General features: G+C 57.3%; 12 protein-coding genes. 1 reads left to right on the top strand and 11 read right to left on the bottom strand.

Features of this window, described 5'->3' with window-relative positions; all coding sequences use genetic code 11:
- The first annotated feature begins 100 nt into the window (after positions 1–100).
- Positions 101–1120 carry an MBL fold metallo-hydrolase gene (locus Q3H59_RS23150; RefSeq protein WP_192413045.1) on the top strand — a complete coding sequence of 340 codons (1020 nt, stop codon included), beginning with the start codon at positions 101–103 and terminating at the stop codon, positions 1118–1120.
- Between the two features lie 128 nt (positions 1121–1248).
- On the opposite strand, the gene Q3H59_RS23155 is transcribed toward Q3H59_RS23150, so the two are convergent.
- From Q3H59_RS23155 to Q3H59_RS23205, 11 genes are all read right to left on the bottom strand, one after another.
- Positions 1249–1692, bottom strand: coding sequence for a hypothetical protein (locus Q3H59_RS23155; RefSeq protein ID WP_309837541.1), 444 nt, complete (start codon positions 1690–1692; stop codon positions 1249–1251).
- Between the two features lie 139 nt (positions 1693–1831).
- The gene (locus Q3H59_RS23160; protein WP_309837542.1) at positions 1832–2542 is read right to left on the bottom strand and encodes an SDR family oxidoreductase; all 711 of its coding nucleotides are present in this window, start codon (positions 2540–2542) and stop codon (positions 1832–1834) included.
- Positions 2543–2681: 139 nt separating this feature from the next.
- Positions 2682–3968: an MmgE/PrpD family protein gene (locus Q3H59_RS23165; RefSeq protein WP_309837544.1), complete on the bottom strand. Its 1287-nt coding sequence runs from the start codon at positions 3966–3968 to the stop codon at positions 2682–2684.
- Between the two features lie 16 nt (positions 3969–3984).
- A complete protein-coding gene (locus tag Q3H59_RS23170; RefSeq protein WP_309837546.1) occupies positions 3985–4749 on the bottom strand; it encodes an ABC transporter ATP-binding protein in 765 nt (254 codons plus the stop codon).
- Entirely contained in the window at positions 4746–5612 is an 867-nt protein-coding gene (locus Q3H59_RS23175) for an ABC transporter ATP-binding protein (RefSeq protein ID WP_192234809.1), read from the bottom strand. Before Q3H59_RS23175 ends, Q3H59_RS23170 begins: the two co-directional genes overlap by 4 nt.
- Complete coding sequence (locus Q3H59_RS23180) at positions 5605–6540, bottom strand: ABC transporter permease (RefSeq protein WP_192234811.1); 936 nt, start codon at positions 6538–6540, stop codon at positions 5605–5607. The genes Q3H59_RS23175 and Q3H59_RS23180 overlap by 8 nt, the downstream gene beginning before the upstream one ends.
- Positions 6537–7607, bottom strand: a complete 1071-nt coding sequence (locus tag Q3H59_RS23185) for an ABC transporter permease (protein WP_309837550.1) — start codon at positions 7605–7607, stop codon at positions 6537–6539. The genes Q3H59_RS23180 and Q3H59_RS23185 overlap by 4 nt, the downstream gene beginning before the upstream one ends.
- Before the next feature lie 12 nt (positions 7608–7619).
- Positions 7620–9212: an ABC transporter substrate-binding protein gene (locus tag Q3H59_RS23190; protein WP_309837551.1), complete on the bottom strand. Its 1593-nt coding sequence runs from the start codon at positions 9210–9212 to the stop codon at positions 7620–7622.
- Between the two features lie 17 nt (positions 9213–9229).
- The gene (locus tag Q3H59_RS23195; RefSeq protein WP_309837899.1) at positions 9230–10657 is read right to left on the bottom strand and encodes a M20 family metallopeptidase; all 1428 of its coding nucleotides are present in this window, start codon (positions 10655–10657) and stop codon (positions 9230–9232) included.
- 133 nt (positions 10658–10790) lie between these two features.
- A complete protein-coding gene (locus Q3H59_RS23200; RefSeq protein WP_309837553.1) occupies positions 10791–11705 on the bottom strand; it encodes a LysR family transcriptional regulator in 915 nt (304 codons plus the stop codon).
- A gap of 205 nt (positions 11706–11910) precedes the next feature.
- Positions 11911–13281: an amidohydrolase gene (locus Q3H59_RS23205; protein ID WP_309837555.1), complete on the bottom strand. Its 1371-nt coding sequence runs from the start codon at positions 13279–13281 to the stop codon at positions 11911–11913.
- Positions 13282–13333: the final 52 nt, after the last annotated feature.

Genomic DNA, 13333 nt, shown 5'->3' on the forward strand with positions numbered 1-13333 from the left:
AACTCTCGGCGTTAGCGAAGTCATCAACCGCCCAATATGCGATGTGCGTTGCCGTAAAAGTGACTATTCTGAAGGACCCGGGATGAGAGGTAAAAGATCAATGTTGAATAGTTCGAGCATTTGTCGCTGCAATATAAAACGCTATCCGCAATCCGCTCAGTTTGATGGCAAAAGGTTTAACAATAAGATCCCACGCCAGCAGTTAGGATTAACTGAGTTCGCCAAACTATTCTGGGATTTTGCCTTTAACAAACCGAAAAATACCGCACCTGAATCTGCGCTGCCGCTCATCAAACTCGACGCGCAGCAACTTGCGGCTGCGGCGGATAACAGCGTATTTCGCCTTGGCCACTCATCATTGCTATTTAAAATGCAGGGCAAATACTGGCTGACCGATCCGGTATTTACGCAGCGCGCCTCACCCTTTAAGTGGTTTGGCCCGAAACGCTTCCAGCCTGCGCCGATTGCGCTTGAAGATTTGCCGCCCATCGAAGGGGTCATTCTTTCGCATGATCATTACGATCATCTGGATTATCACACCATTTTGCAGCTCAAAGATCGCGTGTGCTATTTCCTGACGCCGCTGGGTGTCGGTGATTTACTGATATCCTGGGGCGTTGCGCCGGAAAAAATCACCCAGCTGGATTGGTGGGAATCAAAGAATATCGGCGGTATTCATTTTGTCGCCACGCCATCGCAGCATTTTTCTGGCCGTGGCATGTTCGACAGTAATAAGCGGCTGTGGTGCTCATGGAGCATTATCAGCGATGATTTCCGCCTGTTCTATGGCGGGGATTCCGGTTATTTCGATGGTTTCAAACAGATCGGTAATAAATTCGGTCCGTTCGATATGGCCTTTCTGGAAAACGGCGCTTATGACCGTCGCTGGGCCGATATTCATATGCTGCCACAAGACACCATCAAAGCCTTTATCGACCTCAACGCGAAATGGCTGTTTCCGATTCACAATGCCGCTTTCGATTTAGCGTTTCATGCATGGAATGATCCGCTTAATCAAATCGTGACGCTGGCACAGGAACAGCAGATTAATGTGTCGATGCCCCAACTCGGGCAGGGCGTGCAATTTTTGCAGCCGCAGCAAGAGAAAAAGTGGTGGTAAATGATGCCCGATTGCCAGGCAATCGGGTCATCCGGTTATTTCGTCAGTTCGCCCGCGAATGAACGCATTTAACTTAGTGCGGCAGGCGGTGATTGCCGACATCAGCAGTGAATCCTGCGCCATCACGCTTACCCGGCGTCGCTGGATTTGGGCGGATTATTCTCTGGCTGCGGACGCGTTTCACCTCGCTCATCATAACGACCATGCCAGTCGCAGCGATCGTGATGACCACGATGACCAAAGCGATTGCGGCGATGCTGCATAAACTCTTCGCGCTGTTCTGGCGTCATCTGCATCCAACGTTCGTGCATGCGGCGACGCGCCATGCCGAACATGCCCGGACGGAATCCCAAACCGCCAAACAAGATGCGGCACAACGCCAGCAAGCCCAGCGCCTGCCAGAAACCGATGCTTTTCACACCGATGATGCCCGGCAGCAACGCATTCCACAGCGACATCACCAACAAGCCCAGCGCGGCGATAATCACCGCGCCCATCAGCAGCGGTTTCGCCAGGCGATGACCGCCAAAATGCTCCCGATGACCGTGTCTGTGCATATCAAAATCTCTCATTGTTTTGTCCTCATGACATTAACGGATAACTGCTGGTGATGAGGTAGACGAATGAGCAGTGAGAATATTGCTAAAAAAACGTAAAAAAGAAAAAGGCCGCCGTAAGGCAGCCTCGCGTTATGGATTTTTCACTGCTGAATCAGCGCCTGGCTTTATCGCGGCGTGGACGAATCACAATATCTGCAATCTGCGTATCTTCCGGACTATCCACAATAAACCGCACGGCGCGCGCCACCGAACTCGCATCGAGATACTCCTGCGGATTGATCGGCGCATGGTTACCCGCGCGGGCACGCGAGGCTTGATTCATCGGCGTATCGGTTGGGCCGGGCGCGACTGTCGCGACCCGCACGCCATGTTCGCTCTCTTCGCTACGCAGCGCATGCGCCAGCGCGGTAAGGGCAAATTTGGAGGCGGAGTAAATGACGTGTCCCGCTAACGCCAGCGTCCCGGAGCCGGAGTTGATAAACACCACTTTGCCCTGTGAGGCGCGCAGGGCGGGCAAGGTTAAGCGCGTGAGTTCTGCAGGCGCAATGACATTAATGTTCAGGTGCTGTTGCCACAGTTCTGGCGTGGCGGAGAAGGTAGTGCTGAGAATCGAGATCGCCGCCGAATGCACCAGTACATCAACCCGATTTAATGTGGCGGTGAACGCGGCCACGGCGGCAAAATCTGTGATATCCAGTGCAACCGGAATTACATTGGTGACCTGTTCTAAAGCCTGCAACGTTTGCTGATTGCGCCCAATCGCGTAAACCTGATGGTCGGCCGCCAATAACTTCACGGTTTCCAGGCCAATGCCGCTGTTGCCGCCGGTGACAATCGCGACCGGTAGTGCTGATGCTGTCATAGGTTCCTCTCCTGTTGATGATTTCAAGCTATGGAAAAGGACGGCCGCAGGCAAATGCCTAAATTGACTATGTTTACCTGGTGCGCATGAATGCGCACTCGTTGTAGCGGCGCCATTCATGGCGGCCAATATCAAAAACTCATACCATCAACTCACGCATAAACCCCAAATCATGCTGTTGTTCGAGCTGCAGCAGTTGCTGATAGATATTCCCAGCGTTGGGCAAATCCGCACAGCAGTCATGAAATTTCGCCTCGCGCTCCGCTGCGCTAAAAGGTTCATCGTGCGCGCCGCGCGCATGGCGACGTGAATGCACCATTTCGCGGCCATCTTTAAAGCGCAATGTGAGAATGTGGGGTAAATCGCGGCTTTCCGCTTCCTGTTCTGCCGTCCACGGCGACATGCTGATACTTGCCATCAGCGCGTTATCCGTCTGCGCCCGCACGCTTTGCGCGGTAAAGTCCGTGACGCTCAGCGCCCCTTTTTCCAGCATCATCGCCACACAATATTGCATCGAGAAGCGCGCCTGCATTTCATCCTGCGGCTGTGCATAGGCGAGGTTGCGCCAGTTGGCGATGCCCACCTGACAATGCACGCTTTTGATCTCGTCCAGTGATAGCGTCTGGCGCTGCTGCAAATCGGCAATGGCGTCGAGAATGCGATGCGTTGAACCGCAGCACGGATGCTTTTTCGGCATCACGCCGATGCGCTCGATAACGTGTTCATTCTCACAAGGCAACGCGGACACACTGAGTTTCCCCGCGTACAACTCAGCAAAACCCTGCGCGCATTCAATGATATCAGTGCGGCCTTGCATGCCAGTTTGCGCCAGCAGCGCGGCATCGACGGCGCTACGTGCGGCCATTCCGGCATGAAAGGGTTTGAGCGGCGTGCCGAACTGTCCTTTCACACCGCTGGCGAGACTCACCGCGATGCTGAGTGCGCGCGCAATGCCCGCCGTATCCATGCCCAGCAGCGCCGCAACGCCCGCCGCGCTGCCGATGCAGCCGACAGTGGATGTGCCGTGCCAGCCGGCGGTGTAGTGCTGATAGCCAATCGACTCGCCCACAAAGGCTTGTGCCTGCAGGCCAATCAGGTAAGCACGGACAAGCTGCGCACCATCGCATTGTTGCGCCACCGCTAGCAGTGCGGGCACCAGCACCGCCGAGGCGTGACTCATGCCAGGCGCAAAGTTGTCGTCATAATCGATGGCGTGCGCGGCGGTGGCGTTAAACAGCGCATCCAGTGAGCGGGTGCGTGGGTGTTCGGGCCAGGTTTGCAGCACCGCGCGGGTTGAGAAATCATTGCGCCCCGCGACCATGCAGCCGAGCGTATCGGCAATGGCATCGCAGGCTAGCTGGCGAGCATGAGGCGAGAAGGCGGGCGGCGTGAAGCACCACTGCGCCAGCTTTTCAATAAGTGTCATGAACGAATCCTCATAGTCAGGCCTCGCTGGCCGCGAGAAACTCACGCGTGTAGTTTTCCTGCGTCAGCCCTTGCCGCACGTTGTCGGCGTTCAGCTCTTCCAGCAGTTTGCCGTGATGCATGATGCCAACACGGCTGCACAGATGCGTAACTACGGCTAAATCGTGCGTTACCATCAGATAGGTCAGCCCTCGCTGGCGGCGCATGTTGCTGAGTAAGTTGAGGATCTCCGCTTGCACCGACACATCCAGCGCCGACGTCGGTTCATCCAGCAGCAGCACCGAGGGTTCAAGAATCAACGCGCGCGCAATCGCCACGCGTTGTCGCTGTCCGCCAGAGAGCTGATGCGGATAGCGATAACGGAAGGCATCGGAAAGTCCCACCGCGTGTAATACCTCGCTGATGCGCGCCTCATGGCGATCCAATCCGTGCAGCTTGAGCGGTTCACGCAGGCTGGCCCATACCATTTTGCGCGGATGCAGTGAGGCATACGGATCCTGAAACACCATCTGCACCTGGCGATAAAAAGCTTTATCGCGCTGTGGCTGCTGTTCGCGGTTATTGAACAGAATATGGCCGTGATAATCGTGATTAAGGCCAGCCAGAGCGCGCAAAATTGTCGATTTGCCGCAGCCGGATTCACCAATCAGGCCGTAACTTTCGCCGTACGCCAGCGTAAAACTCACGCTATCCACCACCTGACGACGACGCGTTCCGCTACCGAAAGCGATGGTGAGATCGACCAGTTCGATGCTGCGTTCTGACGTTGGGATCATATTCATAGCGCCACTCCATCGCGGTAGCAGGGACCGTGAAGCCAGTTGGCTTCACGCAGCGGCACGCGCAGCATCTCAACCGGCTGATGCAGACGCGGCTGGCTGGCTAATAGCGCTTGCGTATAGGGATGTTGCGCCTGTTCAAGGCGGTCGGCGCGGATCTCTTCGACGATGCGCCCGGCGTACATCACCAACACGCGGTCACAGAAGCGCGACACAAGATTGAGGTCGTGGCTGATAAACAGCAGCCCGGTTTGGCGGCGCGCCAGTTGCTCGTTGAGAATGCTCAACACCTGCTGGCGCACCGTCACATCCAGCGCCGACGTCGGTTCATCGGCAATGATCAAATCAGGCTCCGGGATTAGCATCATAGCAATCATCACGCGCTGTCCCATGCCGCCGGAGATTTCATGCGGATAGCGCTGCGCGACGCTTTCGACATCGCGAATATGCACCGATTCCAGCATCGCCAGCGCCCGCAGTCGTGCTTCGCCTTTGCTGACACGACGATGCAGCCGCCAGGCTTCCGCCACCTGATCGCCGATGCGCATCAGCGGGTTCAGTGAGAAGCGGGGATCCTGCAGGATCATTGAGATGCGATTGCCGCGAATAGCGCGCATCTGTTTTTCGCTGCAGCTGAGCAGGTCGATATCGCCAAACTGCATCTGATCGGCGCTGACGTGGCCGATTTTCGGCGTCAGCTTCAGCAACGCGCGGCAGGTTTGTGACTTGCCCGAGCCTGATTCGCCGACGATCGCCACTTTTTCACGACCGACCTGAAAACTGACGTCGCGCACCGCATGCTGCTCGCCATGCGCGCTGCGGAATACGATATTCAGGTTCTTGACCTGAAGCAGGGAATTAGTCATGGCGGATATCCATTACGTCGCGCAGGCCATCACCCAACAGGTTGAAGGCGAGGCTGGTGAACAGGATGGCTAAACCGGGAATGGCGGCAACCCAGCCGTTGTTAAGCATGAATTCACGCCCGGAAGCCAGCATCGCGCCCCATTCCGGGCTCGGCGCTTGTGCGCCGAGGCCAAGAAAGCCAAGTCCGGCGGCAGTGAGGATAATCGCCGCCATATTGAGCGTGACGCGCACCACCACGGAAGGCAGACACATCGGCACAATGTGGCGCACGATGATGTGCCACGACGATGCGCCTTGTAAGCGCACGGCAGCGATGTAATCCATTTTGCGGATGGCCAGCGTTTCGGCGCGCGCCAGACGCGCAATCGGCGGCCACGATGAGAGTGAAATCGCGATGATGGCATTCTCGATGCCGGGACCAAGCGCGGCGACGAACGCCAGCGCTAGAATCAGGCTGGGAAAGGCGAGAAAAATATCCACCAGCCGCATCAGAACGGTATCGACCCAACCGCCGAGATAACCGGCGGTGGTGCCGACCAGCAGCCCGAGCGGCGTAATAATCAAGGCGGTCAACCCGGCGATATACAGCGTAATGCGTGCGCCATACAGCAGGCGACTGTAGATATCGCGGCCCAGCTCATCCGTGCCGAGCCAATGCTCAGCGTTGGCGGGTTGCAGGCGCAGCGCCAGATTTTGTGCGTAGATATCGTGGCTGACGATCCACGGTGCCAACAGCGCGGCAGCAATAATCACCAGCAACACCAGCAGACCAAACAGCGCGGAGTGATTGGCGCAAAAGCGGCGCCACTGAATCCACATCAGCTGCACTTGCGCCTGCAACGGCGATTGCGGTGCCGGATCGCGCAGCCAGGCGCGTAAGCTCCGCGAGGCGGGCAGCGTCGGGGATTTGTTCACGGAATCGGTCATGGTTCCTCCTGACGCGTGCGGGGGTCAAACAGGCGATAGAGCAGATCGCACAGCAGGTTGAGGGCAACGAAGATGGCACCAATCAGCAAGGTGCAGCCAACCACCGCATTCATGTCGCCGGCCAGCAGCGCATTGGTGAGGTAGCGGCCAAAACCGGGCCAGGCGAACACCGTTTCAGTTAGCACCGCGCCTTCCAGCAGCCAGGCCCACGACAGCGCAACCACGGTCAAGGTGGGCACCGCGATGTTGCGCAGCGCATGCACCCAAACGCAGCGCGCCCACGACAAACCTTTCACCCGCGCGGTAATGATGTACTCCTGCGAAAGCTGCTCCAGCATGAAGCTGCGCACCATGCGGCTGATATAGGCGAGTGCGCTGAGACCCAAAATCGAGGCGGGCAGAATGATGTGACCCAACACGTTGCGTAACACCTCCCATTTGCCGCTCAGTGCGCTATCAATCAACCAAAAGCCGGTCACCGCTTGCAGATCGAACTCGTAGATGAAATCAATGCGTCCTGGACCGCCAATCCAGCCCAGCGTGGCGTAAAACAGTAGCAATCCCATTAGTCCCAGCCAGAAGTGCGGCGTGGAGTAGCTGAGCAAACCGACAAAGCGCATCAGATGATCGAACCAGGTGTTGCGATACATGGCGGAGAGCACGCCCGCCGGTACGCCCAATCCCACGCCGATAATCGCCGCCACCGTTGCCAGCTCCAGCGTGGCGGGAAACACACGGGCGATGTCCTGTGCCACCGGATGGCTGGTGGTGAGCGCGATACCAAAATCAAGATGCAGCAGTTGCCAGACGTAAGCGACAAACTGCTGCCACAGCGGCTGATCGAGGCCGAGCTGCTGGAACATCTTGTCGTACGCTTCCTGGCTGGCGTTATCCCCGATGATCGCCACCACCGGATCGATCGGCAGCAAACGGCCAATAAAGAAGGTGAGTGCGGCCAGCCCCAACAGCGTGCAACCGATCGAAATAACGCCCTTAGAAAGGCGTCGCAACAGACGCCAGCCAGCGGAAGGTGTGTTCTGTGCTAGCGGTGAGATCACCTGAGACATCAGCCACCTCCATTATTTACTTGCGTCACAGTACCAAACGCGGAAACCGTTCCATGTCCAGTTCTTCACCACGGCGTTAATGCCCGCGCTGTTGTACATCTGGAACATGATCGCCATCGGGCCTTTCTGCATCTGCTCTTGCTGCAAATCGGCGTACAGCGCGCTGCGTTTGCTGTCATCCGGCTCCAGCAGCGCGGTCTCCACTTTCTGGTTCATCTGCGGGTCGAAATAGGCGGCTCGCCAGCTCGGATACTGCGTGGCGCGCGCCTCTTTGCTGTTATCCGGGTTATAAACCAGACGCGAAGCGTTGCCGTAGGCATCCGGCACCGAGGTTTGCCACGCCATCATCGCGCTCTGGAACTCGCGGCCGCGCACGCGGCTAAACAGCTGCGCATTCGCCATGCGTTCAAGATTGAGTTTCACGCCAACTTTAGCGGCGTTTTGCTGGATGCTTTGCGCGATAGGCGCTGAGTGTGGCAGCGTGCCAAACAGCACCGAGGCGCTAAAGCCGTTGGGATAGCCCGCTTCGGTCAGCAGCTGTTTGGCTTTGTCTAAATCGAGATGGAAGGGCTGTCCTTGTTTGGCATCCAGCGCGCCAAAGGCACCTTGCTGTACAAAGCTGGCGCGCGGCACGCCGAGATAAGGCATCACGCTGTTGCCGAGGCCGTCGTAATCGATCAGATAACGCATCGCCAGACGCACTTTTTCATTTTTGAAAATCGGGTCTTCGTTGTTGTAGGTCCAGAAGAACAGCTGCGGCTTCAGCACCTTCTCCACTTTGACCTTGCCGCCTTCATCCAGCGTTTTCAGATCATCTGCCGACAGATCGCGTGCGATATCCACATCACCTTGCGTCACCAGCAAACGCTGTGTGCCGGTTTCGGCGACGTGACGGATCAGAATGCGCTTCAGCAGCGGCGCTTTGCCCCAGTAGTTGGGTGAGGCTTGTAGCACCACGCCTTCACCGGCGTTCCAGCGCACCAATTGATACGGACCGACGCACGCCGTGTGGGTGGAGAGATATTTATGGCCCAGATCGCTGTCCACCGCTTGCTTCTCAAGCAGTTTGCGATCCAGCAGCGATGAGACGTTATTGGCGGCGATTGCCTGCAGTACCAGATTGGTGGGATAGGCTTTGTCGAAACTCATCACCAGCGTTTTATCATCGGGCGCGGTGATGCGGTTATCAACATTCTCTTTGCTGAAGCCATACTCCTTGATGGCGGCGGCGTTGCCGTATCCGAGTTTCACCACGCGCTGCATCGACCAGGCTAAATCGCCTGCCGTCGCCGGTGAGCCGTCGGCAAACTTCAGGTTGTCCTGCAGATGAAAGGTGATGGTTTTACGATCGGCTGAAACGTCCCAGCTTTTCGCCATGCCGGGATCGAGCTGGGTTTCATCGCTGACGCGAAAATCCACCAGCGTGTCACAGGTATTGGAGTAGATCTCGCTAGTGACCACTTCACCAATTTGTGCCGGATCCCAGGTGCTGATGGCGTCAATGTTCCATGCCATCACCAGCGAGTCGGGCGGCGTGGCGGCCTGCGAAGCGGCGCAGCAACCTGCTGCCAGCGCGATGGCGGCAGTGAGTGTTTTCATCGTCATGCTTCTCTCCTGAGTGGTTACAGATTGTCCGGACGTGGCTGAATCGGCGGCTTAACCTCCGCAGGGATCGGGCAGTGGTACGGTTTCTCGCTCACCTGTTCGAAGTGTGCTTTTTTCACCTGCGCCAGTAGCACTTTGTCGGTCAGCACATCCACCGCCGTCGCTGCCATCACTTTGGCGACATGCGACAGCGCTTTGTGCGCCGCGGGCATTTTGCCCTGCGCGGTAAGCTGCCATGAGTGGCCGGGCGTACCTATCGCCATGGTCGGCACGTGTGCCTGCACGGTGGGGATCACCCAGCTGACATCGCCGACATCGGTGGAGCCGATCATCACTTCGCCGTGAGTATCCAACGGGATGATGTAGTCGCTGAGTGGTTTTGGGTTGGCGGGCTTTACGCCGGTTTTGCGGTAACAGTTTTCGATCTCTTCGGGGGTTAAAGTAGCCTGAATTTCAGCGGCAAAGGCGAGGTCGGCCTGGTCAAACGGCACTGGACCCAGCGCTTCGAGATTGAACTGCATCGCCTGTTCCAGCGGGCGATTGCCGAGCAGATTGGAGACGGCGCTCATGATGCTGATATCGACCTGAGTATCGGTCATCATTGCCGCACCAGCGGCCACGCGCTTGACGCGCTCATTGAGATCAAACATGGCGTGCACATCGCGCGAACGAATCGCGTAGCGCACGGTGGATTTAGCCTGCACCACATTGGGCGCGACGCCGCCGGCATCAAGAAAAGCGTAGTGAATGCGCGAATCCTGCGGCACGTGTTCACGTAAAAACTGCACGCCGACATTCATCAGTTCAGCGGCATCCAACGCGCTGCGCCCGAGATGCGGCGAGGCGGCAGCGTGTGACGATCGGCCACTGAAGGCAAAATCCATACGCGTGTTGGCTAATGACAGCGGTTTGGCGACTTCATGGTGCGCGCTTGGATGCCAGGTAATAGCAACATCGACGCCATCAAAGGCACCGGCGCGGGCCATAAAGGATTTTGCTGCACCGCCTTCTTCTGCCGGACAGCCGTAATAGCGTACGCGACCCGGCATGCCAGTTTCTTCCAGCCAGGCTTTCAACGCCGTTGCTGCCAGCATAGCGGCTGAACCCAGTAGGTTATGCCCGCAACCGTGGCCATGACCGTTGCCCGGCAGCGGCGAATAGTGCGCAACACCGGCTGCCTGGCTCAGGCCCGGCAGCGCATCGTATTCGCCAAGAAACGCGATGATCGGCCCACCTTCACCGGCTTCGCCCATCACGGCGGTGGGAATCTCCGCCACGTTCTCCGTGACGCGAAAGCCTTGCTGTTTCAGCATCGCGGTATGCTCCGCCACCGAGCGATATTCCGTATAACAGATTTCCGGCATGCCCCACACGCGATCGCTCAGATCACAAAAGTCCGCTTGATGCGTTTCCACCCATTTCCACACTAACGCTTTGTTTTCCATCATGGTCCTCAGCTTGGTTGGTCAGGTATCGCCAGAGGCGGCAGCCTCTCTGAACTCGCAGCATGGAGGAAAACAACAGCGTTAGGCCAATGAGCAATTCACACTCCCCATTCCAAAATTGCATAGTTTGCCGTCAGGCGGCGTCTGCCGTATCGCTGGCGCAAGCGCGCAACCACAGCTGTTCTGCCTGCGGGTTTTGCAGCACCGGCTGACGATAAAGCCGAATTGCCAGCGAGATATCCCAACTGCTTTCATCGGCACGTACCAGGTTGCCGCTGGTCAGCTCTTCGTGGATCAAACTCAGCGGCAGCCAGGCCACACCCGCGCCGGCCAACACCATCGCTTTGAGGTTCACCGACATGCCGTTTTCATACACGGCTTCCAGCGGCAGCGGCCGTTTACTTAGCATCTGCGCCAGCGCGTGGGCGAAGAAGGTGTGCTGGCCGTAACTCAGCCACGGAATTGGAACGCCGTCAGCGCGTACCGGATAGAGCGGTTTGCCGCTGCTGTCGGGGCGACACACGGCGATAGCGCGCTCGCGGCCCAGTTGAATCATCGGGTATGCCGCCAGCTGATGAATTAAGGAAACAGCATCGTTGGCGTAGGTCAGCAGGAAATCGGTTTCACCGCTGTGCAGAGTAGAAATGTGTTCGACGAAGCTCGGCTTCTGATTGCATAAGCGGATATAGCTGAGGTGCGGCTGCAAATTTAGCCGCTGGATCCAGTCGGGAAAGAAGGTCAGCGAAAGGGTATTCAGCATCGCAAAGCGCAGCACGGCGGTGCGTGAACTATAACGCTGATGCAGATCGTTTCGCAGATGCGTCATGGAGAATACCGTTTCGCTGGCGGTGGCGAGAAAGGTTTGGCCTTCCGGCGTTAGGGTGACGGGATAGGTTTTGCGGTCAAACAGCGGCACGCCCAGCCACTCTTCTAGCTGGCGGATGCGCCGACTAAGCGCCGATTGCGTGATATGCCGCTCATTGGCGGCGCGGGTAAAACTGTAACAGCGGGCGACACTGAGAAAATCTTCAAACCATTTCAATTCCATAGCGCAGACCTCTTTGGACGAAAGGGAACGATAAGTCACAATTTGTTACACGCAAGAAACGCGCCAGTCTGCGGATGGCCTGATAGTTCGCGTATCAGCTTGATGAGATGAATAAACTGCCGCTGTTGGAGCAGCAACTGCACCCCGCAGGTGCAAGTGCGGATTTTCCCCGTAGGGTGCGCATTGATGCGCACCAGGTCGAAATTTACACCTTTTTCAGGCTGCCAAACGTCTGTTTGCCGTTAAAGAACGTCGCCATCACCGGCGCGATGTGCGCAACAGCTTCCGCAGAGCAACTGGCGTTAACCAGCATCATGGTGGCGTGGTCCTGTGCTTTCGGCCATTGCTGTTCGCCGTGGCTATTCAGCGGCAACACCTCGTTGGTGGCGATACCTAACGCGCGGCTCAGAGAATACTCATCCGGCCCACGATAGAGCTGCGAATAGACGTTGGCTTTCTCCAGCATGCTGCCGCTGCCAAAGGGCTGCCAGTGATCGGCGATGGTGTCGGTGCCCGACCACACCGGCACGCCAGCGGCGCGCAATTGCGGCAGCGGCATGATTACGCGACCAATCGGTACGGTGGTGGCGATACTAAACTGCTGCTCTTTCAGTTCCTCAATCATCGCCGCCAGTTCGTTACCCTGTAACGTCCCCAGGGCAAAGGCGTGGCTGAGGGTGACTTTGCCTTTCAGCTGCGGATTGTCGCGCACCGTTTTCAGCATGTAGCGAATCGCCGCCACGCCGTGCGGCTCGGTTTCGTGCAAGTGAATATCGATCGGTGCAGCGAAATCGAGCGCGATGCTAAACATCGTATCCAGCGACTTCTCCATCGCGCCGTCAACGTTGGTTGGGTCCAGTCCGCCGACGTAGTGCGCGCCCATCTTCATCGCTTCGCGCATCATGCTTTCAACGTGCGAACGCAATAATCCGTGCTGTGGGAAGGCGACAATGTCGGCATGAAAATCATCGCGATGGTTGGCAATCGCCTGCTGAAGATGCTCCAGACCGTGTAATTTGCTGACCGGATCGATGTTGCAATGGCTTCGTGCAGAACTGCTGCCTTTGGATTGCAGCAGGCCAATCAGTTTCCCGGCACGGATTTCAGAAGTCGGCAGCAGTTCGGGCAGGATCTGTTCTTCCTGATGGATCATATCGATCACGCTGTGGCGCGGCAGCGGGGCGCGCCAGCTTTCGCCGTAAAAGGTTTTATCGAGATGAATATGCATGTCGCGCGTGGCGGGCAGCAGCAGATAACCTGCGGCGTCCCACGTTGGCAGATTAATGCTGACGCCCGCAGGATGAACGGCGGCAATCTTGCCAGCATTCACCTCAACATCATAAAAACCGGTTTGCGTGGCGGTGATGACATCCTGTTTGCGGATAAAGGCTTCTTCCAGGCGCACATTACGCAGCAGAAAGTGCGTGACATCAACGCGGCCGGCAGGCGCCGGTTGGCAGGTTTCTACCGCCTGAATGCTGCGGCTCATGCCCACGCTGAGCAAGGTGCCTGCGGCGGTGAGTTTCATGCCGGCGGAGAGAAAATCCCGGCGATTGCCGGGTGATAAGAGGCTCATGAATTATTCTCCTTGTAGGGGAGAATAACCCTAAAATAGCCGCTGGCAGGGC

Origin of the sequence: Pantoea sp. SORGH_AS_0659 (assembly GCF_031453915.1) — a bacterium.
Taxonomy (GTDB): Bacteria; Pseudomonadota; Gammaproteobacteria; order Enterobacterales; family Enterobacteriaceae; genus Pantoea; species Pantoea leporis.